Source organism: Stenotrophomonas sp. 99219_Sma (genome assembly GCF_056480785.1).
This window is the reverse complement of sequence record NZ_CM151117.1, coordinates 2,875,036-2,899,629: the sequence shown is the minus strand read 5'-3', so window position 1 is coordinate 2,899,629 and position 24,594 is coordinate 2,875,036. Positions and strand designations below refer to the sequence as shown.

The 24,594-nt window shown below is 64.7% G+C and carries 24 protein-coding genes and 1 tRNA gene; 13 read left to right on the top strand and 12 right to left on the bottom strand.

The window, feature by feature from the left end:
• Positions 1–147 precede the first annotated feature (147 nt).
• Positions 148–639, bottom strand: coding sequence for a phasin family protein (locus ACZK13_RS13345; RefSeq protein WP_253144297.1), 492 nt, complete (start codon positions 637–639; stop codon positions 148–150).
• Between the two features lie 80 nt (positions 640–719).
• Positions 720–995: a polyhydroxyalkanoic acid system family protein gene (locus ACZK13_RS13340; protein ID WP_005417302.1), complete on the bottom strand. Its 276-nt coding sequence runs from the start codon at positions 993–995 to the stop codon at positions 720–722.
• Between the two features lie 125 nt (positions 996–1,120).
• Between ACZK13_RS13340 and ACZK13_RS13335 the strand changes: the two genes are divergently transcribed.
• From ACZK13_RS13335 to aroA, 4 genes are all read left to right on the top strand, one after another.
• Positions 1,121–1,927, top strand: a complete 807-nt coding sequence (locus tag ACZK13_RS13335; RefSeq protein WP_253144295.1) for an FHA domain-containing protein — start codon at positions 1,121–1,123, stop codon at positions 1,925–1,927.
• A gap of 374 nt (positions 1,928–2,301) precedes the next feature.
• Positions 2,302–3,387, top strand: coding sequence for a 3-phosphoserine/phosphohydroxythreonine transaminase (gene serC / locus ACZK13_RS13330; protein ID WP_253144293.1), 1,086 nt, complete (start codon positions 2,302–2,304; stop codon positions 3,385–3,387).
• 51 nt (positions 3,388–3,438) lie between these two features.
• Complete coding sequence (pheA, locus tag ACZK13_RS13325; protein WP_253144291.1) at positions 3,439–4,638, top strand: prephenate dehydratase; 1,200 nt, start codon at positions 3,439–3,441, stop codon at positions 4,636–4,638.
• 76 nt (positions 4,639–4,714) lie between these two features.
• On the top strand, positions 4,715–6,022 hold the full coding sequence (gene aroA, locus ACZK13_RS13320; protein ID WP_253144289.1) for a 3-phosphoshikimate 1-carboxyvinyltransferase: 1,308 nt from the start codon (positions 4,715–4,717) through the stop codon (positions 6,020–6,022).
• A 348-nt stretch (positions 6,023–6,370) separates the two neighbouring features.
• Here aroA and ACZK13_RS13315 read toward each other — a convergent pair whose 3' ends face one another.
• Both ACZK13_RS13315 and ACZK13_RS13310 read right to left on the bottom strand, forming a co-directional pair.
• Positions 6,371–6,943: an energy transducer TonB gene (locus ACZK13_RS13315; protein ID WP_032127721.1), complete on the bottom strand. Its 573-nt coding sequence runs from the start codon at positions 6,941–6,943 to the stop codon at positions 6,371–6,373.
• A gap of 119 nt (positions 6,944–7,062) precedes the next feature.
• Positions 7,063–7,701, bottom strand: coding sequence for an energy transducer TonB (locus ACZK13_RS13310; RefSeq protein ID WP_049399657.1), 639 nt, complete (start codon positions 7,699–7,701; stop codon positions 7,063–7,065).
• A 113-nt stretch (positions 7,702–7,814) separates the two neighbouring features.
• On the opposite strand from ACZK13_RS13310, the gene serS reads away from it, so the two are divergent.
• Positions 7,815–9,095, top strand: coding sequence for a serine--tRNA ligase (gene serS / locus ACZK13_RS13305; RefSeq protein WP_032129791.1), 1,281 nt, complete (start codon positions 7,815–7,817; stop codon positions 9,093–9,095).
• 142 nt (positions 9,096–9,237) lie between these two features.
• Here serS and ACZK13_RS13300 read toward each other — a convergent pair whose 3' ends face one another.
• Positions 9,238–9,588, bottom strand: coding sequence for an SH3 domain-containing protein (locus tag ACZK13_RS13300; protein WP_049460795.1), 351 nt, complete (start codon positions 9,586–9,588; stop codon positions 9,238–9,240).
• Between the two features lie 225 nt (positions 9,589–9,813).
• Positions 9,814–10,401: an FMN-dependent NADH-azoreductase gene (locus ACZK13_RS13295; protein WP_201116706.1), complete on the bottom strand. Its 588-nt coding sequence runs from the start codon at positions 10,399–10,401 to the stop codon at positions 9,814–9,816.
• Between the two features lie 122 nt (positions 10,402–10,523).
• Between ACZK13_RS13295 and ACZK13_RS13290 the strand changes: the two genes are divergently transcribed.
• Positions 10,524–11,516, top strand: a complete 993-nt coding sequence (locus tag ACZK13_RS13290) for a LysR family transcriptional regulator (protein WP_005410175.1) — start codon at positions 10,524–10,526, stop codon at positions 11,514–11,516.
• An 81-nt stretch (positions 11,517–11,597) separates the two neighbouring features.
• Here the strand turns inward: ACZK13_RS13290 and ACZK13_RS13285 are convergent, their stop codons facing one another.
• The gene (locus tag ACZK13_RS13285) at positions 11,598–12,668 is read right to left on the bottom strand and encodes a DUF4241 domain-containing protein (protein ID WP_253144287.1); all 1,071 of its coding nucleotides are present in this window, start codon (positions 12,666–12,668) and stop codon (positions 11,598–11,600) included.
• A 124-nt stretch (positions 12,669–12,792) separates the two neighbouring features.
• Here ACZK13_RS13285 and ACZK13_RS13280 point away from each other — a divergent pair.
• Both ACZK13_RS13280 and ACZK13_RS13275 read left to right on the top strand, forming a co-directional pair.
• Positions 12,793–12,882: transfer RNA gene (locus tag ACZK13_RS13280), tRNA-Ser, on the top strand.
• Between the two features lie 609 nt (positions 12,883–13,491).
• The gene (locus ACZK13_RS13275; protein ID WP_253144285.1) at positions 13,492–14,823 is read left to right on the top strand and encodes an IS4 family transposase; all 1,332 of its coding nucleotides are present in this window, start codon (positions 13,492–13,494) and stop codon (positions 14,821–14,823) included.
• A 132-nt stretch (positions 14,824–14,955) separates the two neighbouring features.
• On the opposite strand, the gene ACZK13_RS13270 is transcribed toward ACZK13_RS13275, so the two are convergent.
• The gene (locus ACZK13_RS13270; protein ID WP_478482523.1) at positions 14,956–17,709 is read right to left on the bottom strand and encodes a UvrD-helicase domain-containing protein; all 2,754 of its coding nucleotides are present in this window, start codon (positions 17,707–17,709) and stop codon (positions 14,956–14,958) included.
• Between the two features lie 179 nt (positions 17,710–17,888).
• Here ACZK13_RS13270 and ACZK13_RS13265 point away from each other — a divergent pair, with 179 nt between their 5' ends.
• The gene (locus ACZK13_RS13265) at positions 17,889–18,623 is read left to right on the top strand and encodes a hypothetical protein (RefSeq protein ID WP_229301048.1); all 735 of its coding nucleotides are present in this window, start codon (positions 17,889–17,891) and stop codon (positions 18,621–18,623) included.
• Positions 18,624–18,691: 68 nt separating this feature from the next.
• On the opposite strand, the gene acuI is transcribed toward ACZK13_RS13265, so the two are convergent.
• Positions 18,692–19,681 (bottom strand): acrylyl-CoA reductase (NADPH), encoded by a 990-nt coding sequence (gene acuI, locus ACZK13_RS13260; RefSeq protein ID WP_478481791.1) that lies wholly within the window; start codon positions 19,679–19,681, stop codon positions 18,692–18,694.
• 102 nt (positions 19,682–19,783) lie between these two features.
• Here acuI and ACZK13_RS13255 point away from each other — a divergent pair, with 102 nt between their 5' ends.
• The 4 genes from ACZK13_RS13255 (at position 19,784) to ACZK13_RS13240 (ending at position 23,331) form a co-directional block, all read left to right on the top strand.
• Positions 19,784–20,131, top strand: a complete 348-nt coding sequence (locus ACZK13_RS13255; protein ID WP_253144280.1) for a winged helix-turn-helix transcriptional regulator — start codon at positions 19,784–19,786, stop codon at positions 20,129–20,131.
• A 498-nt stretch (positions 20,132–20,629) separates the two neighbouring features.
• A complete protein-coding gene (locus ACZK13_RS13250; RefSeq protein WP_478481789.1) occupies positions 20,630–21,037 on the top strand; it encodes a hypothetical protein in 408 nt (135 codons plus the stop codon).
• 76 nt (positions 21,038–21,113) lie between these two features.
• Positions 21,114–21,977, top strand: coding sequence for a Smlt3025 familytype IV secretion system inhibitor (locus ACZK13_RS13245; protein ID WP_478481787.1), 864 nt, complete (start codon positions 21,114–21,116; stop codon positions 21,975–21,977).
• 31 nt (positions 21,978–22,008) lie between these two features.
• The gene (locus tag ACZK13_RS13240) at positions 22,009–23,331 is read left to right on the top strand and encodes a Smlt3024 family type IV secretion system effector (RefSeq protein WP_478481785.1); all 1,323 of its coding nucleotides are present in this window, start codon (positions 22,009–22,011) and stop codon (positions 23,329–23,331) included.
• A gap of 109 nt (positions 23,332–23,440) precedes the next feature.
• On the opposite strand, the gene ACZK13_RS13235 is transcribed toward ACZK13_RS13240, so the two are convergent.
• The 3 genes from ACZK13_RS13235 to ACZK13_RS13225 all read right to left on the bottom strand — a co-directional run bounded on the left by ACZK13_RS13235 (position 23,441) and on the right by ACZK13_RS13225 (position 24,553).
• Entirely contained in the window at positions 23,441–23,638 is a 198-nt protein-coding gene (locus ACZK13_RS13235) for a hypothetical protein (protein ID WP_032128612.1), read from the bottom strand.
• A gap of 115 nt (positions 23,639–23,753) precedes the next feature.
• Entirely contained in the window at positions 23,754–24,131 is a 378-nt protein-coding gene (locus ACZK13_RS13230) for an EF-hand domain-containing protein (RefSeq protein ID WP_049463021.1), read from the bottom strand.
• A gap of 26 nt (positions 24,132–24,157) precedes the next feature.
• A complete protein-coding gene (locus ACZK13_RS13225; RefSeq protein ID WP_478481784.1) occupies positions 24,158–24,553 on the bottom strand; it encodes a hypothetical protein in 396 nt (131 codons plus the stop codon).
• Between the last annotated feature and the right edge of the window lie 41 nt (positions 24,554–24,594).

Below are 24,594 nucleotides of genomic sequence, written 5' to 3'. Positions count from 1 at the left end.
TGATGGAGCACGCAATTCGGAATACCGCAGGCACGAAAAACCCGCCAATCCTGAAGCCGTGAGGGGAGGGAACAAACGGCAGCCGAAGCGATTGGCGGGTTGCTCGCGATTGTCAATCAAAATTTATTGCATTGCAACAATGGTCGGTCAGGGCACGCTGCCTGGCGACTGATGGCTGCCCGGTGCAGGTGCATCAGTGCCCGACGCGTCGCGATTCTCCAGCTTGGCCAGGCGTGCCTGCAGTGCGTCGATGCGCGCCTCCAGCGCAGTCACCTCGTCGGCGGTGGGCACGTGCAGGCGCTTGAGTACGCCCTGCACCTGGTCGTCGAACGCTTTTTCGACCTTGTTCCAGGTACCGGAAGCCTTCTCGCGGGCCTCGTCCAGCGACGTTTCAACGTTGTCGCGCCACCCCGGGCCCTGTTCGCTGTTGCGTTCACGGCGGCGGGCTTCCCAGGCTTCACCTTCCTTCACCAGGCCGTCGAAGAAGCGGCTGCCTTCGGCCTGTGCACGGCCAAGAGCGCCCAGGCCGGCCAACCAGACCTGCTGCGCCGAGTCACTCAGCTTGCGCGAGAAGCGCTCGGCCTGGTCACCGAAAGAGGCGTCGTCGTTGCGGCGGTCGTCGTTCTCGTAGTGGTTCATCGCACTTCCCGTGGGAGTTGGGCCTGCCCCGAGAGTAGCGCGCGTTGGCGTTGCACGGCCGTGATGGCCGCCGCCGGGGTTCAGCCCAGCTTTTCCTTCAGAACGCGCTGGATCTCGCCTTCGACCATGCCCTTCATCGCCGACAGCAGGAAGCCCAGCTTGGCCGTGACGCGCACGGCGCCCGGCTGCAGCTCGATCGCACCGTCCACGCCGCTGCCGGAGAAATTCAGTACGTCGGCAGTCCAGGACGACTTCAGGCCGAAGCGCTCGGACAGCTTGGCGGCGACCTGTTCGATCGCGGCGCGCGCCTGTGCATCGGGCAGGGCGTGGGCGTGGCGGACATCGATGGTGGACATGCAGGCTCCTGGCGCAAAGCGGGGATGATCAATGAGGGCGAGCATTGTGCGCATCGAGGGCCTTCGCGCCAAGCACTCATCGTGGGTTCTTCTTCGTTGGCGACCAACCTGCTAGGCTGCGCCGCGTGCAGAACCTGCTTGTTCACTTCAGCCAACAACAACAGCCCGACCAGCCGCTGCGGCCCGGGGTGCAACGCATCGTGCGCCAGGCCAATGGCAGTGTGAGGCTCGGCGACGCCGGCCACGGTGCCCTGCTGCTGGCGCAGTTCTGCGTGGATGATCGCGGCCTCTGGCTGCAGGTCGGCAACGGTATCCGCGGCATTCATGTGAACGGTCGCCCGGTGCGGCGCATGGCGCTGCTGCGTGCGGGCGATGCGGTGTATGTGGACGGCGTGGAAATGGTCCTGCAGGGCGAGGTGGAGAGCCTGCTGCAGGCCCCCGCACCGAACAGCGGTGACGGCACCAATGAGCAGCAGCGCCTGCTGCGCGGTGTCGGTGGCCTGCACCATGGCCGCAGCTTCACGCTGTCGCGGTCCCGCCTGATCGGCCGCGGTGGCGACGCTGACATCGAGATCAATGAACCGGCCTTCGCCGAACAGCACGCCCGCGTGGAAGTGCACGGCGAGCGCGTGCTGTTGCGTGACCTGGGCAGTGCCGATGGCACACGGGTCAATGGCGTGGCCGTGCGCCACTGCTGGCTGCAGGCCGGCGACCAGGTGGTGTTCGATGGCCAGCACCGGTTCGTGCTGGAAGTGCCGCATGACCCGCGCCGGCGCCCGCTGCCGGATGAAGACGAGTCCAGCCAGGACGCCGAGCAGGCGCCGGTGATGCCGGCCGCGCCGCGCAAGGTCCGGCGCTGGCCGTGGCTGCTGGTGAGTGCGCTGCTGCTGGCGGCGGTGCTCAGCCTGCTGCTCTGGTTCGGCGCGCGCTGAGCCTGCATTCGCCGGGCATGGCCCGGCGCTACCGGGACGGTCTTCATCTCCCCGCTCCTGGTGGGTGCCGACCTCGGTCGGCACGCTCCTTCGGCGGGCATGACGCCTGACGGCGTACGCCGACCAAGGTTGGCGACTACCGGGGCATTGCTCCTGGCCTGAGTCCGCTGGATCCGCTCTGGCAGGTGCCGACCTTGGTCGGCACGCTTCTCCGGTGGGGATGACGCCTGACGGCGTACGCCGACCAAGGTCGGCGACTACCGGGGCAATGCTGCTGGCCAATGGATTCCAATGAAACCAAATTTCCCTTGCCGCACAAGGCCGCAAGGCTGGTGCACTGCGGCATACTAGGGATCTTGCCCCACAGGTGTGACATGACGCGCGCGTTCAACTTCAGTGCCGGCCCTGCAACCTTGCCGGAATCGGTCCTGCGCCAGGCGCAGGCGGAAATGCTGGACTGGCACGGTACCGGTGCCTCGATCGTGGAAATGAGCCATCGCGGCGCGGAGTTCATGTCCGTGGCCGCCGAGGCCGAGGCCGACCTGCGTCGCCTGCTCGACATCCCCGAAGACTATGCGGTGCTGTTCCTGTCCGGTGGTGCCACCACCCAGCAGGCGCTGATCCCGCTCAACTTCGCCACCCCCGGCCAGCGTGCCGATTACGTGGTCAGTGGTCACTGGGGCAAGACGGCGGTCAAGCAGGCCGGTGTCTACGTCGACGTCAACATCGCCGCCAGCAGCGAGGCCGATGGTTACCGCACGCTGCCGCCGCGCGCCGACTGGCAGCTGTCGCCCGATGCCGCCTACGTGCACATCACCGCCAACGAAACCATCCACGGCGTCGAGTTCCGTGATGTGCCCGACACCGGCAGCGTCCCGCTGATCGCCGACTTCAGCTCGTCCATCGCCAGCGAACCGCTGGATGTGCGCCGTTATGGCGTGATCTACGCCGGCGCGCAGAAGAACCTGGGCCCGGTCGGCATCGCGGTGATGATCATCCGCCGCGATCTGCTCGAGCGCAGCGGCCAGCCGCGCGCGGACATCTTCGACTACCGCTCGCATGTCGCCCGCGATTCGATGCTCAACACCCCGCCGACCTGGAACTGGTACCTGGCCGGCCTGGTGTTCAAGTGGATGCTGGCCGAAGGTGGCGTGGCCGAGTTCGCCAAGCGCAATGCCGCCAAGGCCGCGCTGGTATACGGCGCCATCGATGGTTCCGGGGGCTTCTACCGCAACGAGGTCGCACACCCGGCACGCTCGCGGATGAACATCCCGTTCTTCCTGCCCAATGCCGAGCTTGATGCCCGTTTCGTCGCCGAAGCGAAGGCCGCCGGCCTGCTGGCGCTGAAGGGGCACAAGGTGGTCGGGGGCATCCGCGCCTCGCTGTACAACGCCATGCCGCTGGCCGGGGCCGAGGCGCTGGTCGCCTTCATGGCCGATTTCCAGCAGCGTCACGGTTGAGCAATGAACGGCGCGCACCGTCGGGTGCGTGCCCCGCAACAAGGAACTCCGATGGCAAGCAGCAAATCCAGCAAGAAGGCGCCGAAGAAGGCCGAACCGGCCAAGGACAGCGCGCCCACCAAGGCGAAGGGCAAGGCCAAGGCCGCGTCGAACCCGGCACCCACCCTGGCGCCGCTGGCGCTGGCCGATGTGCGCTCGAAGATCGACCAGATCGACCGCGACATCCAGAGCCTGATCGCCGAGCGCGCGCGCTTCGCCCACCAGGTCGGCAGGGCCAAGGGCAAGCTCGCCGCCGCCGTCGACTACTACCGTCCCGAGCGCGAAGCGCAGGTGCTGCGCATGGTGGTGGACCGTAACGAAGGCCCGCTCAGCGATGAGCTGCTGGTGCACGTCTACCGCGAGATCATGTCGGCCTGCCTGGCCCAGCAGGAGCCGCTGAAAATCGGCTACCTCGGCCCGGAAGGCACCTTCAGCCAGCAGGCCGTGCTCAAGCACTTCGGCCGCTCGGCGCTGGGCCTGCCGATGGCCAGCATCGAAGAAGTGTTCCAGGAAGTGGAAGCGGGCAACGCCGATTTCGGCGTGGTGCCAGTGGAGAATTCCGGGCAGGGCACCATCCAGATCACCCTGGACATGTTCCTGACCTCCAACCTGAAGATCTGTGGCGAAGTGGAACTGCGCGTGCAGCAGTACCTGATGTCGCGCAGCGGCCGCATCGAGGACATCGAGCGCATCTATGCGCACCCGCAGTCGTTCATGCAGACCTCGGCCTGGCTGCGCGCCAACCTGCCGAAGGCCGAGAAAATTCCGGTGTCGAGCAATGCCGAAGGTGCGCGCCGTGCGCGCAACGCCGATGACGCGGCGGCCATCGGTGGCGAGAGTGCCGGCCACGTGTACGGCCTGAAGAAGGTGGTCACCAAGCCGATCCAGAACGACGCCGACAACACCACCCGCTTCCTGGTGGTGGGTCGCAACATCTTCCCGACCTCCGGCCACGACCGCACGTCGGTGCTGGTGTTCATCCATGACAAGCCCGGTGCGCTGTTCGACGTGCTCAGCCCGTTCGCCCGCCACGGCATCAGCATGAACCGCATCGAGTCGCGTCCGTCGCACCACGGCAAGTGGGAATACGGCTTCTTCATCGACCTGGCCGGCCACATCGACGACGCGCCGATGCAGGCCGCGCTGGCCGAACTGGAAGCGCACTCGGCGCAGATCAAGGTGCTCGGCTCCTATCCGGTGGCCGTGCCCTGAGTGCTGCTGCGGTGGCTGCGGCTGCCGCCCCCTGATGCATCGCCGGTGCTGCCGGCGTTTACGGAATGATCGAACGATGAGCAACGCGCAACACTGGATTGCCCGCAAGGGCCAGCCGCTGCAGGGCAGCCTGACCATTCCCGGAGACAAGTCGGTCTCGCACCGCTCGGTGATGTTCGCCGCGCTGGCCGATGGCACCTCGCATATCGAGGGTTTCCTGGAAGGCGAGGACACCCGCGCCACTGCGCGCATCTTCAGCCAGCTGGGCGTGCGCATCGAAATCCCCAGCCCGTCGCAGCGCATCGTGCACGGCGTCGGTATCGACGGCCTGAAGGCGCCGGATGCGCCGCTGGACTGCGGCAACGCGGGCACCGGCATGCGCCTGTTGGCCGGTCTGCTGGCGGGCCAGGCATTCGACTGCACGCTGATCGGCGATGAGTCGCTGTCCGGCCGCCCGATGCGCCGCGTGACCGGCCCGCTGTCGCAGATGGGCGCGAAGATCGACACCCAGGAAGACGGGACGCCGCCGCTGCACGTGCATGGCGGGCAATCGCTGCACGGCATCGACTTCGCCTCGCCGGTGGCCAGCGCGCAGATCAAGTCGGCGGTGCTGTTGGCCGGCCTGTACGCGCAGGGCGAAACCCAGGTGACCGAACCGCACCCGACCCGCGACTACACCGAGCGTATGCTGTCCGCGTTCGGCGTGGACATCGAATTCTCGCCCGGTAAAGCACGCCTGCGTGGTGGTCAGCGCCTGCGCGCGACTGACATCGTGGTGCCGGCGGACTTCTCTTCGGCTGCGTTCTATCTGGTGGCTGCCAGCATCATTCCGGGCTCCGAGCTGCGCCTGAAGCAGGTCGGCCTGAACCCGCGCCGCACCGGCCTGCTGCACGCGCTGCGCCTGATGGGGGCGGACATCACCGAAGAAAATCCGGCCGAGCAGGGCGGTGAGCCGGTGGCCGACCTGGTGGTGCGCTACGCTCAGTTGAAGGGCGCACGCATTCCGGAAGCACTGGTGCCGGACATGATTGACGAGTTCCCGGCGCTGTTCGTGGCCGCTGCGGCCGCCGAAGGCCAGACCGTGGTGAGCGGTGCGGCCGAGCTGCGGGTGAAGGAATCCGACCGCCTTGCCGCGATGGCCACCGGCCTGCGCGCGCTGGGCATGCAGGTGGATGAAACCGAAGACGGCGCCACCCTGCACGGCGGCGTGCGCCTGGGCAGTGGCACCATCGAAAGCCACGGTGACCATCGCATCGCCATGGCCTTCGCCATCGCCGGCCAGATCAGTGACGGCGAAGTGCGCATCAACGATATCGCCAACGTCGCCACCTCCTTCCCGGACTTCGATGGCCTGGCGCGCAGCGCCGGGTTCAACCTGGCCTGAGCGGCCACGCCCGGCGGATGACGTAACCCGGTGGGTGCCAACCTTGGTTGGCACGCTCACATCACCCGGTAGGTGCCGACCTTGGTCGGCACGCTCATATCGCCCGGTAGGTGCCAACCTTGGTTGGCAGGCTCACATCACCCGGTAGGTGCCAACCTTGGTCGGCAGGCTCACCTCACCCGGTAGGTGCCAACCTTGGTTGGCACGCTCATCTCACCCGGTGGGTGCCAACCTTGGTTGGCACGCTCACATCACCCGGTAGGTGCCGACCTTGGTCGGCACGCCTTTCCGCATAAAAAGACGGAGGCCGAAGCCTCCGTCGAAACATCACGAACCCCTCGTCCGCGATCAACGCTGCTCGGTACGGAAATCCACCGGGACCCGCACCACGCTTGCTACTGCGCGGCCGTCATGCACCGCAGGCTGGAACTTCCAGTTCTGCACGGTGTTCAGCACCGCACGGTCCAGGTCGCGGCTGCGCTCGCCGCTGCGCGAAACGATCGCAGCGTTGGCGACATTGCCACGGGTATCAACATTCAGGCTGGCGATCACGCTGCCCTGCACGCCACTGCGCAGTGCGGCAGCGGGGTAGGTGGGCATGCGGTTGCTGGCCAGAGGGCGTGCTTCGCGATTACGCGCGACCGGCGCAGTCTTGTGCTGGCTGGAGGCCGGGGCGGCCTGGCGCGTTGCAGGTGCTGCTGCATCGGTCACCGCAGCCTGCTCAGGGGCGGGCAACATGCGCTCACCGACCGGTGCCGGCGCCACATCCTCCTGGTTGGAATGGCGCAGCCACAGCAGGGCGGCCGCAAACATCGCCACGATCAGCGCGATCCACATCCAGGGCGACGTGGGCTTGTGCTGCACGCTGGAATCCTGCTGCAGCTGCGGCGAATGAAGGTCTTCATGGGTGGTGGCGGTCATCGCAAACTCCTTCCGTCAACTGACGACGTGGGAAGTGTTGCCCGAGCCACGGACGGGAAGTGTCAGCGCTGCGTCAACGCCACCGGAAGGGTTCAGTTTGCCTGCCGGAAAGCGTTCAGTTACTGCGTCTTGAAGTCGAACGGCACTTCAATGCTGCCGGGCACGGCCTGGCCGTTGCTCTGTGCCGGGGTGAATCGCCAGCGCCGCACGGCGTCGGTGGCGGCACGGTCGAGGTCGCGTGAACCACTGCGCTGGATCACCGTGGCGTTGTTGGGATAGCCGGTGGCATCCACATCCACGCGTACCACCACGGTGCCGGTTTCGCCAGCGCGCAGGGCCGCGGCGGGGTACGACGGCGGCGGCGACTGGCCGGCAATCGGCATCGGCTGGCTGTTGCTGGTCGCAGCCGGCGCAGCGCCCGGGGCGGCCGGGGCCGGCTCGGCGATCGGGGCGGGTGGCGGCGGAGCGGTTTCGACCAGCTTCGGCGCTTCTTCCTCCACCGGTGCCGGCTTGGCGTCAGGCATGTCGCTGGAACCGGCCGCAGCGGCCAAGGGTTCCGGCAGGGGCTCGACCTGGGCGGTTTCCTGCGGGGTCTGTGCGGCCGGGTCGGCGCGGAAGAACTCCTTGTCACGGCCGGTCAGCCAGACCAGCACGAACAGCAGCACGCCCACGCCGAAGGCGATGCCGGCGATCTTCAGGGCGTTGCGCGGGATATGCACAGTGAACGACTTGGCGGACGACGAGCGGGGTGCAGACATGGACCGGACCAGTACGGAATAGCCCGATTCTGCCACGCCGGGAATGAACCGGGCGGCAGAAATCCGTATAACAAGCGATAATCCCATCCCTGATACCCACCACGACACCTGCCATGCTTGATCCAGCCCTGCTCCGCCACCAGCCCGCCGACCTCGCCGAACGCCTGCGCACCAGCCGCGGCTTCGAGCTCGACGTGTCTGCCCTGGAGTCCCTGGAGGCTGATCGCAAGCGCATCCAGGTGCGGACCCAGGAGCTGCAGAGCCTGCGCAACAGCCGTTCCAAGGCCATCGGCCAGGCCAAGGCCAAGGGCGAGGACGTCTCGGCCATCATGGCCGAGGTCGCTGCCTTCGCCGACGAGCTGAAGGCTTCGGAAGTGGCGCTGGACGAGCTGCGCGAGAAGATCGATGCCATTTCGATGGGCATTCCGAACCTGCCGGCCGATGACGTGCCGGCCGGTGCCGACGAGAACGACAACGTCGAGCAGGCGCGCTGGGGAACCCCGCGCCAGTTCGACTTCAAGGTGCTCGATCACGTCGAACTGGGCGCCCGCAACGGTTGGCTGGACGGCGAAACCGCCGCCAAGCTGTCCGGTTCGCGCTTCACCGTGCTGCGCGGCCCGATTGCGCGCCTGCACCGTGCGCTGGCGCAGTTCATGGTCGACCTGCACACCGGTGAGCACGGCTACGAGGAAACCAACGTGCCGCTGCTGGTCAACGCCGATTCGCTGCGCGGCACCAGCCAGCTGCCGAAGTTCGAGGACGACCTGTTCAAGACCGCCGTGGGCGACTCCACGCGCTACCTGATCCCGACCTCGGAAGTACCGCTGACCAACATCGTGCGCGATGAGATCGTCGATGCCGAACGCCTGCCGCTGCGCATGACCGCCCACTCGATGTGCTTCCGTGCCGAGGCCGGCAGCGGTGGCCGCGACGTGCGCGGCATGATCCGCCAGCACCAGTTCGAGAAGGTCGAGCTGGTCTCGATCAGCCGCCCGGAAGACAGCGACGCCGAACACCAGCGCATGACCCGTTGCGCCGAAGTGGTGCTGGAAAAGCTCGGCCTGCCGTACCGCAAGGTGCTGCTGTGCACCGGCGACATGGGCTTCTCGGCGGTGAAGACCTACGACCTGGAAGTCTGGCTGCCGTCGCAGGAGACCTACCGCGAGATCTCCTCGTGCTCGAACTGTGGTGACTTCCAGGCCCGCCGCATGCAGGCCCGCTGGCGCAACCCGGCCACCGGCAAACCGGAACTGGCGCATACCCTGAACGGTTCGGGCGTGGCGGTGGGCCGCGCGATGATCGCGGTGATGGAGAACTACCAGAACGCCGACGGCAGCATCACCGTGCCGGAGGCCCTGCGCCCGTACATGGGTGGCCTGGAAACCATCGGCTGATAGCCTGATGGGGTGGGTGCCATGCTTGCATGGCACTGCTGCGGCTCTGGTGGGTGCCATGCTTGCATGGCACCGTATCCACGCATGGCGTGGATCTACAATGCGGGCTACATCCACGCCATGCGTGGATGAACCACCGTGATCACTCCACAACCCGCACCTTCTCCAACGGCACCCAGCCCGGTTCGCCCGTCTCCGGCACGCACCACGCCCAGCCATTGAGCGTGCGCTCGCCACGCAGCAGCTGCCCGGGATCCACATCCAGTTCGCGCGCACAGTAGTCTTCCGTGGCAAATGCGCCACCCTGCGCGTCGCGGCCGATCACCGGCGCGGGCACGAATCCCGGCTGCTGGCCCTCTGCCTCGCACAGGAACCAGTCTTCCCAGCCTTCAGGCCCTTCATAACGTTCGCCCACCACCAGCGCCTGGCCACGGCGCAGGGTGATCGGGTGCGGAAATTCGCTGCGGTGTGCAGTGGTCACGATGTAGTTCATGGCCCCAGCCTAACGTTCTGGTGAGCGTCGCGCATGGCAGCGTATCCATGCGCACGTGCGGTAGAGCCACGCCATGCGTGGATGACGTAGCGCTCAGTCCATACGCCACAAAAAAACGGCCCCGCAAAGCGGGGCCGCCAGGGTGGGCCGGGATGGGGGAGGGGATCCCGGCCCGCGTTCAGCGCCTCGACGAGGAGAGAGAGCGGCGCCGAACGCTGGAACGCGTTACGCCGCGGCGGCCTCGGCCGCTTCGTGCGACGGCAGCGCAGCCAGTGCGCCGGCAATGGCGTCTTCGCGGTGCTGCGGCGAGTAGGCGATGCCTTCGGCACGTACGAACTCGACATCGTTGATGCCCCAGAAGGCAAACGTCTGGCGCAGGAACGGCTCCTGGAAGTCCGCGGGCGAATCGGTGTAGATGCCGCCACGGCTGCTGGCGATGATCACCCGCTTGCCACCGGCCAGGCCGACCGGACCGTTCTCGGTGTACTTGAAGGTGCGCCCGGCCACGGCCACGCGGTCGATCCAGGCCTTCAGGGTGGACGGAATGCTGAAGTTGTACATCGGCGCGCCGATCACCACGATATCGGCCGAAAGGAACTGCTCGAGTACCTGTTCAGCATCGGCGGCTTCGGCAGCGTCGGTCCTGGCAAGCGATCCGCTGCGCAGATGCGGTACCGGATTGGCGTCAAGATCGCGATAATCAACCTGCAGGCCGTCGATCTGCTGCGTGAACTGGGCCACCACGGCGGCGGTCAGGTGGCGGGAGACGGAGTTGTCGCCAAGCACGCTGGCGTCGATGTGCAGAAGCTTCATGGCAGTACCTATGTTCGGGAGAGGTGGCGGACTTGCCGCCGACGGAGAGAACGATAGGTTGTTGCAAAGGCGGAATAAAGGTGGTTGAATGCCACGTATTGTTCTAGATATGGAACTCGGGCATGCATGACCTGAATGATCTGTACTACTTCGCGATGGTGGTCGACCATGGCGGATTCGCCGCCGCCGAGCGCGCACTGGGTATCCCCAAGTCGCGCCTGAGCCGCCGCATCAGCCAGCTGGAAACCGACTTGGGCGTTCGCCTGCTGCAGCGCTCCACGCGTCGTTTCGCCGTCACCGATGTCGGCACCAGCGTGCACCGCCACGCGCAGACGATGCTGGCCGAGGCACAGGCCGCACGCGAAGTGGTGGACCGCCTCAGCGCGGAACCGCGCGGCGTGGTGCGCGCCAGCGTGCCGGTATCGCTGGCGCAGATGCAGCTGCCCAAGCTGCTGCCCAAGTTCCTTGAGCAGTACCCGAAGGTGCGCCTGCAGTTGAACATCAGCAACCGCCGCGTGGACATCATCAATGAAGGCTACGACGTGGCCCTGCGCGTGCGCTCGCGCCTGGACGACGATGGCAGCCTGGTGATGCGCAGCTTCGGACAGGTGCAGGAACTGCTGGTGGCCAGCCCGAAGTACTTGGATCGCGCCGGCCGGCCGAAGGATCCTGAAGAGCTGACCCAGCACGTCACCCTAAGCATCAGCGAAGACGAAGCACGCCAGCGCTGGGAGCTGCATGGCCCGGAAGGCGAAGTGCGCCGGGTCGACCTGCAGCCGCGCGTGGCCGGCTTCGACTTCCCGCTGCTGCAGAGCATGGTGAAGGACGGCTTCGGCATCACCATGCTGCCGGAAACCGTGTGCGCCGATGCGGTGCGCAACGGCGAACTGGAAGTGGTGCTGCCGGACTGGTCGCTGCCGCAGGGCGTGTGTCACGCCGTGTTCGCCTCGCGCCGCGGCCTGCTGCCGGCGGTGCGCGTGTTCATCGACTTCCTGGCCGAGCACCTGCCGCCGCAGCTGGAGGCCTCGCGCCTGGATTGCGGTGGCGCCTGTGAAAAGGCCAAGGAGCGGATCAAGGCCAGTGCGCTGGGCGCGTTGGCAGTGGATGCGGGCTGAGGCACCTGGCCGCAACTGCACCGCCGATCTGTGAAACGGTAGCGCCGGGCCATGCCCGGCGTTGCTGCTTTCCGGCCCCGGTCACTTCCGGCCGAACAGCCGGTCCCAGAAGCTGCGCCGCGGCGGTGCGGCTGGCCTGGGCTCGGCAATGACCGGCGCTTCCAGGACCGCCATCAGCTCCGCGCTGCGCGGCTTCTTCAGGAAGCGGGCGTAATCCAAGTAGCTGGTCACCTTGCTCATGTGCAGGCGCTCGGGCATCGCCGGCAATGCACCGTTCTGCAACAGCACCCGCAATGCCTGCGGACGGTCCAGGCGGATCGCCTCGAACAGCGCGGTGCCGCCACAGCCCGGTTCGATCTGGTTGGCGCGCTGCGGCACATCCTTCAGCAGGGCTCGCAGCGCCTCCGCGTCATCGCGCTCCACGGCGGCCACCAGCCGCGCCAGTGCCTCGGCTTCCGCAGGCGGCAGGTTGTCGCGATAGGCCTGATCGGCAATCTCGCGCTCGTCGCGCCCATCACCGCCCTCGATGCACAGGAAATCGGTGACCAGGGCGACTGGAATGCCGGACGTATCCAGCGCCCAATAGCTGGGATAGACACCGTCGCCCCAGCCACTGGTGAATACCACCAGGCCGTGCGGCGAGTCTTCGCCCCAGGGGCGGTACTCGGCGCCTTCATCCAGGCCATCGTGATCGATCAGTGCATCCGGCCATTCACTCTCTTCGTCGCCATCGGCCTGTTCGATCAGGGCCAGCAGCGCCTGCTGGGTGTCGGTGTCCATGAAGCAACCGATACCGGCGTCGACCGGATAGCCAATGAAGCTGTCCTCATCCAGTCCAGTGAGGTCCTGCGTGGTCCAGCGCGCCATCTGCCAGTGCAGGGCAGACGCAGTGAGGGCTTCGCGGGGCTTGAACCAGACCACGGCCAGCGCCGGGCGGCCGCTGTGCACGATGATCTCGACCGGATGCCGGCCCGCAGGAGCGGTGTAGTCGGCCAGCGCCGGCGCCTCGGCCTGGACCAGCGGATCGCAGACCACCAGATGCCCGCTGCTGACCGGCAGGTGGCCGGCCAAGGTGCGGTGCAGGGCCACTGCGGCCAGCTGGGTGTCGTCCAGCAGGGTGGTGCGCAGGTTGGCCAGGTCGAGGTGGGCCATGGGGGCTCCGATTGCAGTGAAGGCACCACCGTGCCGGATGCGAAGGGCGGGGGCAAGGGTGGTCTTGGGCAAATGCCCTTCACGTGCGAGAATACGGCGCTGCCCGGGCGACCGGGACCCGATTGGAGAGATGGCCGAGCGGTTTAAGGCACCGGTCTTGAAAACCGGCGAAGGGTCAAACCTTCCGTGGGTTCGAATCCCACTCTCTCCGCCAGTTGTTTCAAAGAGCCCCTGGAAACAGGGGCTTTTTTCATCCATGCCCCTCGCTGGCCAACCATCCGGTCACGAGGGTCAGGTAAACGAATAAACCGGTGCATTCCTCTGCCAACAGGGAATTGCTTCATTCAAGGACGGTAATCGTTCCAGGTGCACAAACGCTGACGTTGGCGCTGGTGCCAGGCAATTTGAATGTGCCATCCACCCGCGCTAGGCTTCGGATGCCCAAGGAGGGCGACCAACGGAGTCATGGCATGAAGATTGGATTCAAGCTTTCTGTTGCTGTTGCGGCCTGTGCGTTGACCTTTGGAATCAGCAGCGCCACGGCGAAAGCGCCCGGCCCTTGTTCCGTCTGCGAGGTCCAATACATTGCATGCGAGGCGTCAGGTACAGATCTGAGTATCTGTACCCGGAACTATATGCAATGCTTGCGTCTGAACGGCTGCATTATTCCGTAGCAGGGCGCGGCGGGGACGTGTGGGGGCCTTTCGATACCCTGCAACCTTGCCACCCTCCAGACAAAAGCCTCGGTCTTGCCGTAATGCTGTTCACTTAAGCCGCCGGGCAACTCAGAATCCGATGCCAGTTTCCTGGCATCGGATTTTTTGTGGGCGTCCAACAGCAATTGCTCGACCTTGGTGAACTGTTCAATTTCTCCGACCTGAGCACCTTCACCCAGAACATTCCGGTGGAGTGGGTGTCCAGCGCGCTGGAGCTCTCGTCGCAGGCCACAATCCGCAGACGCAGACTGCCCAGCGATCAGGTGCTTTGGCTGGTGCTGGGTATGGCCGTGTTCCGCGACGAGCCGGTGCATGAGGTGGCCAGGCGGCTGAACATCTGTGCCCAAGGCCTTGCGTCGCTGGATCTGCCTGCACGCAGCGGCATCAGCCAGGCTCGCGCGCGGCTTGGCGCTGATCCAGTGGAGGATCTTTTCCGCAGATGCGGCCAGCATTGGGGAGCCGAGCGCTACCCCGGCGATGACTGGCAGGGTCTGCAGGTTCTGGCCATTGATGGTGCTCTGTTGCGCACCGCAGATACACCGGAACTGCGCGCGCATTTTGGCTCTGGCAATACCGGCACCGAACGCCAGACGCCTTATCCGCTGATGCGGCTGGTAGCGCTGATGAACGTGCGCTCGCACATCATGCTCGACGCTCGGCTCAGCCCTTATCGTCGCGGCGAAATGCGCTTGGCCCAGGACTTCGTCGAGAAGATTCCAGATCGCTCAATTACCTTGTTGGACAAGGGTTTCTGGGGCGCGGATCTGCTGTTGGGGTTGGCGCGCACTGGCAATCAGCGGCACTGGCTCACGCCCTCGCGTAGCCATCTGGCATCTGAGCAAGTGGAGCGTTACAACGCGCATGATCGGTTGCTGGAAATGCGCGTCTCTGCGCAGGCGCGGAAGAAAAATCCTGCGCTGCCCACGCACTGGCGGGTGCGCGAAGTGAGCTATGAGCATCAGGGCAAGCTGAAAACGGTGCTGACCTCGCTACCGGCAGAGACGTACAGCACAAAGGCCGTAGCCGAGCTCTATCAGGAGCGCTGGGAAATCGAGCTCGGTTTCAGGGACCTTAAAAGCTCAATGCAGCGCAATGCCATCACCCTGCGCAGCAAGACCGTCGAGCTGGTGTATCAGGAAGTCTGGGGCCTGCTTTTGGCGTACAACATCATCCGCCGGGAGGCCAGCCAAGCAGCGGTTGCCTACGGGCGCGCACCCTCGGAGATACGTTTCAAACCTGCCTGCCACTACATCTCCGCGCAGCTGATCGTGATGGCGGCGGCACAACCCGCTTCGGCTACCGGAAGGCGTTTATCCCAGCTGCGATCCGGCGTCGCCAGCCTCTTCCTGGAGCACCGTCCCCGGCCAACAACGCCGAGGACGGTGAAGATCTCCAAAACCCGTTATCCCGTCGATCGCAAGGCTGCACCGCTTAAGTGAACAGCATTACGGTCTTGCCGGGGCTTTTTCGTTCCCGGAAACGCCATGGCGCGCACCATGCCGGGGGCGAAACCGAGACGGTGCCTGTGTGCGCTGATGCAGGCGGGCATACGTGGAGGTAGCGGGATGCATTCATCCCCGATGCCCACCCTTCGGCTTGTTGTGGCACAACGGATAGCTGGAGCACGACCGGAAGGCCCCGTGCGGTCCATTCCGCTCCACAAACACGCCCACCTTGCACACCGGGCAGCGTTCCTCGTTGATGGCGACGCCAGACAGGCTCGTCACTTCCACTGCCCCATCCTTCACCAGCTCATCGAGGAACGGCGAACGCTTCCCCTGCAGTGTGAACATCGCAACCGACCGTCGCGCACGCGTCAGCGCCACATAGAACAACCGCCGCTCTTCGCTCAGCGGATAGGTATCCCCATCCGGCATCGCCAGGGAAAGCACAGGATCATCCGACCGCAGGCTAGGGAAGCCGCGATTCACCATCCCGGACAGAATCACATAATCCGCCTCGCGTCCCTTCGATCGATGTGCGGTCAGGAACTCGACGTCCATCGTGCTGCCGAACGCAGTCTTCCAGTCTGAAGGTACTGTGCTGCGATCCGCGCGGTAGCGCCCCAGGATAAACACCGTCACGCGTCCGTTGTGTCCCTGCGGCAAGGCCCCGGACAACAACTGCTGATGCAGTCTGGCGAGGTACTGGCGAACACCATCCTGCATTTCCTCGCGCCGGGTCATCTGGAAGGCCTGCAGCACCGGGCCCAGCGCCGGTGCAGCAGACCGAACCGTCTTGGCAATCTGCGCTGGATTCCGGCCGATGAAGCGGCTGGACGCATCGCAGAGCGCCTGCGGGCAGCGGAATGTCTGCTCCAGTTTTAGCACCTGGCCCTGTCCCATCCACTCGCGGAATCCGGTCATCACTGAAACGTCGGCGCCGGCGAAGCGATTGATCGACTGCCAGTCATCGCCTACCGCAAACAGGTAGCGCCCTGGTTTACTGACCAATGCTCGGCAGAGACGGGCGCGGGCGCGCGAGGCATCCTGGAATTCGTCGGCCATCACCAGTTCGTAGGGCGATTCATAGCGGTCCTGTTCCAGCAGTCCGGCCGCCATGTTGAGCATGTCTTCGAAATCGATGCCGTGCTCGTCAGCCAGTGCGTTGTCCCAAGCCTGGAACACGGGGCTGGCAATCTCCAGGAAGCGCCGATGCCGTTCCTTGAACTGATCTTCGGGCATCTGCCGCAGGCGCTCGGCCATGTCATCCAGCGTCAGGCAATTGCTCTTGGCGTGGGCAATGAACGTGCGCATCAGCCCGATCAGGTCAGCGTCCGGCATGGGCTTGGCGCCCTGCTCGGGCAGCTCGCGGTCGGGGTTCGGGTCGAGCTCAACGCTGGAGTCGCCCAGTTTCTCAGCCAGATGGCGCAGCGCCTCTCCGCTACGCAGGCCAAATGAGGTTGTCTCGACAAGGGCCGTGCCGCGCGCTGCATGCTGCTGGCGTTTCCAGCGCATGCCTTCGGCATAGTCGGAAACATGTTCCGGCGGCTGACCATCAGCATCCAGCGCAAAGTGCTCGTGATACAGCCCGGCGTCCGCGTAATAGAAGTCGGGGCGATACTGGCGATGGGTGTCTGTCGCGGTGTCGAACTCGTAGCGTCGCTCGTAGTCGTACGTCACGCCGTTGTAGAAGAGCCAGTCGGCGATGACGCACTCTTCCAGGCTCTTCACCCGTTCCCCCTGCAGGGTACGGATGTAGGGCGTGCCATCGCGGTCGTAGCCATCGGCCTCCATTTCCGCGCCGAATGGCGGCAGGTCGCGCCCGAACACCAGGCGGAACATGTCCCATTGGGTACGGAAGTGGGTCGAGCGATCCTTCAGATCGTCCACCAGTTCGGCCAGCTTGTTGAAGCCCAATGTGGCGTCAGTGGTCCATTCGGGGATGTCGGGCTTGCGTCCGGTGGCCTTGGCGACGATGGCTAGGCCGAGGGCGTGGAAGGTCCGGGCTTCAACCACGGTGTCGCCCATGCCGAGCCGGTCGAAGGATCGCTGCGCGCGCTCTTCAAGCTCCCTGGCGGCATCCTTGTTGAAGGCGAGCATCACGATGCGTTCGGGTTCGACAAAGCCGCGGTCAATGGCATAAGCGGCCTTGGCGACCATGGTGGAGGTCTTGCCGGAACCGGCCGCGGCCACGACCTGGACCCGGTTGTCGAAGCAGATGACGGCGCGGGACTGTTCCTCGGTCAGCGGCTTGCTCTCGACCCGGTCCAGGAAGTCCTTGGCCAGCACCAGCTCCCGCGTCGCCATGGTCGCATTGGCGTCCCCCCATACGGCGGGCCAATCCAGCTGCCAGTCGTGCAGGGCATCCAATGCGGCACGATGGCTATGAGAGTGCAGGTCGTCGTGCACATCCTCATCAAGGAACAGCCGTTCCAGCTCGGCCGGCGACAAGGGCAGGGTGGGGCGCTCGGCCAGCAGGATGTGCTGCTGTTCGTGGGTGATCCAGCGGCGGCCGGCGGTGCCCCGGTCAGTGAGGGCGTCGGCCTCGGCCAGCCACGATTGGATCTGCTCCAGGATGTCCTCGAAAAGCGCCTTGCGCCCGCGTGTGGTGCGCGCGAAGAGCACCTGCTGGACAGCAGCCGCGAGGCGGGAAGCTTGGCCGTTGGGCAGGCCGTCCACGGACAGCGTTTCGCCGTCCTCGCTCTGCAGCGCAACCCTGGCCCAGAACAGGCCCGGAAGAATCCGCACACGCTGGTCATCATCGATGTGTTGGCGGTACTGCCGGCCTTCAATCAGAAGCTCGACATGCTCGCCATCCAGCCGCAGCCGCCAGTCCGGCGAGCGGGTCACACGCTGGCCCCAGCCCGAGGGGCGCCATTCCATAGACATCCAGATACTACCTTGCGTACGTCACTGGGCGTAAAGTGCCCTTACAGCCCCATGATAAGGGGGCTTGATCAGGCGCGTGACTGTTGCCGTGTGGTCGGAGTGGGTTAGGCTGTCGCCATGCCGTAGCGGATGGCTCCGACTACTCCGTGGATGGCGCCCCGGGAAGGAATCCAATGCCTGCAGGAATGTTCTCTACATCTGGCCGCAACTGCCTTCTGGCTGTTGTACTGTCTTTGGCAGCACTGCCTGCGGCGGCGCAATCGTCCACCCCATCACTGTTCTGTGGCTTCTGGACTGAGGAAGCGGACGGAACATGGAGTGTGTCCCGGGAGGTGGACGCAGCAACGGGTGCCACGGCATCGCGCGACACCTACGAATGGACGTCAAATAGCACGCCATTCGGCACTGGCATGGCCAGCAGCTGGACCCTGAATTACTACTGGCCACAAGACGCGACGCGCCAGAAGGCTGTTCCAGAGGCTGAGGTCGTAGTGGTCATGGGTTTCCGTTTTGACGCCAAGGAAATCGGCCAGGAGCCGAAGGATCCCGGACACACCTGGATACACCTGTATCGGTCGGAAGATCCGAACAAGCAGTTTTCGGTCTACTCCACCAGCCTGACAGGCAATATGGACTGGAATCGCCTCCGAAACGGAAACCTCGGCGGAAGGGCTTTTCTGTCTTTGGATACGCTGCTGGCTTACGGTACGGGCCTGGAAAAACTAGTGTGGCACATCCGCGGTGCGCCTAACGCTCTGGGTGTGACGGAAAGTTACGCCAAGGGCGTGCTGCCCATCGCGACGATGCGCAGCAAGCTGGCGAAGATTCCGAAGCTACGTGCTGAACTGGACCGGAAAGCGGGGAAGTTCCGCAGCGAATGCAAGCTGCCGATTGAAGTTTCAGAATAGCGCTGCATTGACGCACAGCATGGCATCGGCCCCGCGGCGGCAGCGTGCCACCGCGGGACTGCCTGCCGTCACGCATTCACATCCACAACAATCCGCCCACGCACCTTGCCCGGAATGATCTGGTCGTAGACGTCCAGCACGCCGGCAAGCCCGATCAACTGCACGGTGCTTTCCAGCTTCTGCGGGTCCAGATCGGTGGCAAGACGATCCCACGCGCGCTGGCGGATGGCCTGCGGCGCATTCACCGAATCCACGCCGGCAAGCGTCACGTTGCGCAGAATGAAGGGCAGCACCGAGCCATGCAGCTCATCACTCTGCGCAAGCCCGCAGGCGGCCACGGTGCCTCGGTACTTCGTCTCGGCAATGGCGTTGACGAGGGTAGGGCCGCCCGCCACATCGACCACGCCGGCCCAGCGCTCGGCACTCACCGGCCGCTCGCGCGGGGCTGAAAGCTGCGCGCGATCAATGATCTCGGCGGCGCCCAGGCTGTGCAGATACTCGGCGTGTTCAGGTCGCCCGGTGGCAGCCACTACGCGATAGCCAAGCTTGGACAGGATCGCCACCGCAATCGAGCCGACGCCGCCGTTGGCGCCGGTGACCAGCACATCGCCCTTCCCGGGCGTCACGCCTGCATCTTCCAGTGCCAGCACGCACAGCATGGCGGTATAGCCTGCTGTGCCGATGGCCATGGCGTCGCGGGTGCTCAGGTTGGCGGGAATCCTGTTGAGCCATTCGCCGCGAACACGGGCACGCTGGGCGAGGCCGCCGTGGTGGCCCATGCTGAGATCCCAGCCGTTCAACACCACGCGGTCACCGGGTTGGAAACCGGCATTGCCCGATTCCAGTACAACGCCAGCCAGATCGACGCCAGGGATCAACGGGAACGTCCGGATCACCGGGCGCGTGCCGGTGAGGGCCAGCGCGTCCTTGTAGTTCAGCGTGGAGTACTCGACCTGCACCAGCACGTCGCCATCCATCAGGTTGGCTTCATCGAAATCGACCAGCTCCGTGGAAACGCCGTCGTTGGTCTTGCGGGTCAGCAGTGCCTTGAAACTCATGGTGCGGTCTCACGTTCAGTGGATGAGCCCATGCTAGGCTCGCACCGTTATCGCAACAAGAACGATGATTTTCCGTAGGTACTATGGTTTTCCGGAGTATGCATGCGTAGCAGGCGTTGGGACGGCAAGAGCGGTTGCGCGGTGGAAGTCACGCTGTCGGTGATGGGCGGCGTGTGGAAGCCGATCATTCTGTTTCACCTGATGACAGGCAAGCGACGCTTCATGGAGCTGACGCGGCGTGTGCCCAACGCCACCCAGTCCATGCTGACCAGCCAGCTGCGGGAACTGGAGGCTGACGGCGTGGTGATCCGCCACGTGTACCCGGAAGTGCCGCCGAAGGTGGAGTACGAGCTTTCCGAATTCGGGCGCACGCTGGTGCCGGTACTGCTGGCCATGCGCGAGTGGGGTGAAACCTATCGCGGCCATAAGAATGCGGATGCCAACAGCTGAAGGATGAGGAGGCGCGTACGCTCCTTCGCTGCGTGCGCATGCCCGTTTCGCCAACGGCAGCTGTCACCAATGGTCAGTGTATTTTTCGGTGCATGTGTCGCATATGGCTGGATAGGGGGGCCGGGTAGTGCACAACAGCCGGGCACGTCTGATGGCGAAGTGCATCAGTCGATGGATAACCCGCCATGCCGTGACGCTACCGGCGTAAGACCGTATCCGCGCGGGATTTTCCTGCTTCCCAGTGCAGGTTCAGTGCGGCAATCATGCCCGCGCCAAGGCACTCGCTCTGGCCGGGATTGGCGTCCCGAACTTACGTAGTACACGGCATCGTGCTTGCAACTGATGTTGCGGTCACGACAATGCATCTTCTGCCTGTTCATGGCGGACGGTGCGTGGGGGTCTTAGGGCCCGTCGGCTTTCGTACTACGTATCCGGCACGCCAACCCGCACCGTCCGCCACCTTGCATCTGCAGGTGGCCACACCGTGAGGTTGTCGCCATGCCTGACCGTACCCCTGACGTTCCCCGCCTGCGCGAGCTGCTCGGCACCGCAGTGCGCGATCTTCCCGCGGCCCTGGCCGAGAAGCTCGAAGACGCTCTCTGTGAATCTGCGGAGTCCGTCGCACCCTCAGCGTTCTTCGCGCACCTTCAAGGGCATGGCGGCAATCTGCGCGCCGACGGCCAGCCCTGGACCGAAACCCGGCTTAGCCCAGGCCGGGCCTTCGATCTGGCCCTGGCCACCCGCAGCGCGTCGGGCATCACTGCGCTTATCGCCTTGCTGCATGCCGCGCATGTGGCGCGGGAGAGCGACGATCCCGCCTGCTGCCCGTCTGCAGCGCTGGTCGACGGCCTGTTCAACGCCTGCCAGGCCCTGTCGCTGCAGCTGGAACGCTGCATGGTGCCGTGAACGGCTGCGATGCGGTTCCTGTTCCGTTGACACCCACTTCCCTATAGTGGCGCCGGAACCCTGCAATGGAATGCCCATGCACGTGATGTCCCCCCGCCGTTGCCTGCCGCTTGCACTTGCCATCGCAGTGAGTGCCAGCGCATGTGCACGGCCACCGTCCACCGAACACGAAAGGAATCCCGCCATGTCCGGCACAACGCAGACCGGCCGCACGATCAACGGCCACACCTATACCGATGCGCCCGTGGACGCGAAGCTCGGGCCGAACACCTTCCGCATTCCGGCCAACTACCTGGACAGCCAGATCGCGCCGTGGCCGGGCGAGGGTGTGACGCTGGTCATCGAGTGGCCGGACATGAAGCCGACGGCGCCGGGTGCCCGGGCCAATCCGCGTACGAATGATTTCCGGAAGGAGATTCCCATTCGGATCAACTACGTTGATCGGGTTCCCGTCGAAACACTGCTCTCAAGGCTGTCGTCAAATGAAGCCATCACGGAGGAGGGCTCTGTGGAAAGGGAGGATCCCAGGGACCGTCTCGATCAACGCGTTGCACAGCCGGAGACCTTGGGTCTGACGCCCTATGCAATCGATGAAGCGAAGATGGTGGTGTACGCGAAGAAGCATGAGGCGCGGTACGGGAAGCCGCCTGTCCGCAATCCCGCCTACGAGAGAGACTGGTACATCGCACGCCAGGCCGACGGCCGGATCAGCTCGTTCATCAAATGTGACGGCAAGGAATTCCGACGCGACGGCGTGCGGCTGGAGGGAAGCGAGGTGATCAGTGAGCCAGGAGAAGTGGCAGCCGGCTGCGTTCATTATTTCGTGGACATCGACAACAAGCTGTCCGTCAGCCTGGACTACAAGAGAGCGTTTCTGAAGGACTGGAAGCGTATGGAAGAGGTTGTCAGGGATGTCATCGCGCGCACCCGGTCCCAGTGATCGGTGAATCAAGGAAGAGAAGGGACAGGGTATGAGTGGATTGACCGAACGCGATCTCAGAGTCCTTGGCAGCTATGCCAGAGACGGCAACCGCGAGCTTTACTGGAACTACCTGTCGCAGCAGCCGGGAGCCGATGGCTACGGGACGCTGGCACTGGGTGTTGTACGCAATGACAGCCTTCCGGGACGTGTAGCGAACACCTATGCACAGAACTACGCGAAGACCCAACAGGATGAGGGATCGCGTTTCTCAAATGCACAGTTGACCGAGCGGCAGTGGGAGTCCTTTGGGCAGACCCTGCTCGAAAGAGATCTTGAATTGCGGCAGCAGTGGATGAACGAGCGCCGCCCAGACCTGGCACTGAATCTTCCCGGCAAGGATGTGATGCTGGCCCACGATCGGGCATTTGAACGGCATGAGCTTGATCCCAACTGCTGGACGCCGCGCGTGCTGCTGCAGGCGGCTGAGCAGAAGAGCGGCCCCGAGAAGCTGGAGCAGATCTGGACCAACATGCTCGACAACGACTACGCCGGAGGCCCGCGCGTAGGCAACACCAGCGTTGATGCCATCAGCCAGATGGGATGGGCGAAGGGCGGGCAGTACCTGACCCGGTTGAGCGTGCTGGAAGCCACCCAGGCACTGGAGGGGCGCTCAGCGGTCGATCCGAACGTCATCGGCGGCAACAGCTACTACGCGGTGTACTTCGAAGCCGACAGAAAATGGGCCAGCGTCAATGCGGGCGGCGGTCACATGTCGCTGCGCGAGATCATCGATCCCGCCCGTATCGCTGAACTCAACGACGCGCGCGAGGTTCGTCTGGAACGCCAGGAAAAACGTACCCAGTTCCACCCGGACGACCCGTATCGGAACATTACCCGCAGCCCGCTGACCGCAGCGGCGGACGACGTGCCGGATCCCTCACAGGCGCCGACCCGCCTGGCGGACATCGGCCCAGGCCATCGGGAGTACGCATTGATGCAGCAGGTGCGCGAAGGCGTTGCCGCGATCGATGCCAGCGCCGGGCGCACCCACGATGAGAACAGCGAGCGTCTTGTGGCGAGCGTGATGGCCTTGGCCCGCCGCAACCAGCTTGAACGCGCCGATCACGTGCTGCTGAGCGCCCAGACGGCCGACGCTCCCGCAGGGCGGAACGTGTTCGTGGTGCAGGGCGAGATGAACGATCCCGCCCACCTGCGCGTTTCAATGCCAACAGATGTAGCAGTGCATACGCCGGTTGCGCAGTCGTTGCAGCAGATGGAAGCCGCCAGTCTGGAGCGGCAGCAGACCGTCGGGCAACACCAGCAGGATATCGAAATGCAGGCGCGCGAAAATAACGCGATGCGGATGGGATGAAATCACTCCGCCCACGCGTATGGAACCTCTTCAGTAGCAAGGGGCAGCGCCTGGCAGCCAATGCCAGCCCCCGAAATGGGGGCCGGCACACATCACGGCAGTGCGTGACTTACGGGATGGTGCAGCCGCTGTTCCGCAGGCAGCGGGCAAAAGCCGGGTAGCACACCTTCTCGCCATTGCCCGCTGCGAGGCAGGCCTCGTAGGCGGTGTAGCACGGGGTACAGCGGGACTGCGCGGAGGCACTGCCGATTCCCAGGGTCAGTGCAGCAGCCGCAATAGCAACAGACAGCTTGAATCCAATCTTCATGCTTCACTCCGTTGATAGCCCTCCTTGGGCACCTCGGAGGCTAACGTGGGAAGAGGGTGTATTCAACCCGCACCGAGCCCGGATGGGTATCCATCTTCAGCGCCCCGCCCTGGATTTACTTTGTTGGTGCGTCTGCAGTCTGAGCGGCAACCATGGCCTGTTGCATTTCCTTCAGCGACAGATAGCCATCACCATCGGTGTCCAGGCCCGCGAAGTACTTCGCGATCTCCGGCACCACGTTGGCTTCCTCCTTGCTGATCCTGCCGTCTTTGTTCCTGTCCATCGCGGAAAACGCGGCGTCGATGGAATCGGCCTGCTTGCTGAAACGTTCCTGCTGAAATGTCGCGTACTCGGTCTTGTCGACGCGTCCGTCGTTGTTGGCATCCATGGCGGTGAATGTGGCGTCGATGTAGGCCTGCTTCGGGTCGGCCGGTGAGGCCTGGGCCAGCAACGGGGCAGTGCACAGGGCGATCAACAGAGTGATCCTGGTCATGGGTGATTCTCCTTGAGAATTGCAGATCAGCGGCAGGGATAGGTGTAGCCGTCGGCGCCGCGATAGGTGTCGTTGCGGCGGTCGTAGTTGCCGTAGCGGTTCATGCAGTAGTCGGCGCGCTCGCGGGTCTCACGCTCACGTTTGGCGGCAGCGGCAATCACGCCGGCCACCACCGCTGCACCTACCACGCCCACCACGACACTGGCGGTCTTGGCATCGTGCCGGCGCTCGCGTTCGCGCTCATGATTCCGCTCACGTTCGCGCCGTTCCCATGCATCGCGCTCCCGATCGCGGTAGTCCTGGTTCCAGTGCGGGTTGTAGCGGTCGCCTCGCTGCGCATGGGCGTCGCCGGCGTACGGCATCAATACCAGCTGCGCAGCGACCGCCAGAATCAGCGCGGTTCTTCCTGTCTTCAGAAACATCGTCCAGCTCCTGTGCGGACATCGTTGGTAGCCGTAGTACA

Bases quoted from the DNA above. Each gene is read 5' to 3' on its own strand.
- ACZK13_RS13345 (WP_253144297.1), bottom strand. From the start codon at position 639: ATGAACCACTACGAGAACGACGACCGCCGCAACGACGACGCCTCTTTC.
- ACZK13_RS13340 (WP_005417302.1), bottom strand. From the start codon at position 995: ATGTCCACCATCGATGTCCGCCACGCCCACGCCCTGCCCGATGCACAG.
- serC (WP_253144293.1), top strand. From the start codon at position 2,302: ATGACGCGCGCGTTCAACTTCAGTGCCGGCCCTGCAACCTTGCCGGAA.
- pheA (WP_253144291.1), top strand. From the start codon at position 3,439: ATGGCAAGCAGCAAATCCAGCAAGAAGGCGCCGAAGAAGGCCGAACCG.
- aroA (WP_253144289.1), top strand. From the start codon at position 4,715: ATGAGCAACGCGCAACACTGGATTGCCCGCAAGGGCCAGCCGCTGCAG.
- ACZK13_RS13315 (WP_032127721.1), bottom strand. From the start codon at position 6,943: ATGACCGCCACCACCCATGAAGACCTTCATTCGCCGCAGCTGCAGCAG.
- ACZK13_RS13310 (WP_049399657.1), bottom strand. From the start codon at position 7,701: ATGTCTGCACCCCGCTCGTCGTCCGCCAAGTCGTTCACTGTGCATATC.
- serS (WP_032129791.1), top strand. From the start codon at position 7,815: ATGCTTGATCCAGCCCTGCTCCGCCACCAGCCCGCCGACCTCGCCGAA.
- ACZK13_RS13300 (WP_049460795.1), bottom strand. From the start codon at position 9,588: ATGAACTACATCGTGACCACTGCACACCGCAGCGAATTTCCGCACCCG.
- ACZK13_RS13295 (WP_201116706.1), bottom strand. From the start codon at position 10,401: ATGAAGCTTCTGCACATCGACGCCAGCGTGCTTGGCGACAACTCCGTC.
- ACZK13_RS13290 (WP_005410175.1), top strand. From the start codon at position 10,524: ATGCATGACCTGAATGATCTGTACTACTTCGCGATGGTGGTCGACCAT.
- ACZK13_RS13285 (WP_253144287.1), bottom strand. From the start codon at position 12,668: ATGGCCCACCTCGACCTGGCCAACCTGCGCACCACCCTGCTGGACGAC.
- ACZK13_RS13270 (WP_478482523.1), bottom strand. From the start codon at position 17,709: ATGGAATGGCGCCCCTCGGGCTGGGGCCAGCGTGTGACCCGCTCGCCG.
- ACZK13_RS13265 (WP_229301048.1), top strand. From the start codon at position 17,889: ATGCCTGCAGGAATGTTCTCTACATCTGGCCGCAACTGCCTTCTGGCT.
- acuI (WP_478481791.1), bottom strand. From the start codon at position 19,681: ATGAGTTTCAAGGCACTGCTGACCCGCAAGACCAACGACGGCGTTTCC.
- ACZK13_RS13255 (WP_253144280.1), top strand. From the start codon at position 19,784: ATGCGTAGCAGGCGTTGGGACGGCAAGAGCGGTTGCGCGGTGGAAGTC.
- ACZK13_RS13250 (WP_478481789.1), top strand. From the start codon at position 20,630: ATGCCTGACCGTACCCCTGACGTTCCCCGCCTGCGCGAGCTGCTCGGC.
- ACZK13_RS13245 (WP_478481787.1), top strand. From the start codon at position 21,114: ATGCACGTGATGTCCCCCCGCCGTTGCCTGCCGCTTGCACTTGCCATC.
- ACZK13_RS13240 (WP_478481785.1), top strand. From the start codon at position 22,009: ATGAGTGGATTGACCGAACGCGATCTCAGAGTCCTTGGCAGCTATGCC.
- ACZK13_RS13235 (WP_032128612.1), bottom strand. From the start codon at position 23,638: ATGAAGATTGGATTCAAGCTGTCTGTTGCTATTGCGGCTGCTGCACTG.
- ACZK13_RS13230 (WP_049463021.1), bottom strand. From the start codon at position 24,131: ATGACCAGGATCACTCTGTTGATCGCCCTGTGCACTGCCCCGTTGCTG.
- ACZK13_RS13225 (WP_478481784.1), bottom strand. From the start codon at position 24,553: ATGTTTCTGAAGACAGGAAGAACCGCGCTGATTCTGGCGGTCGCTGCG.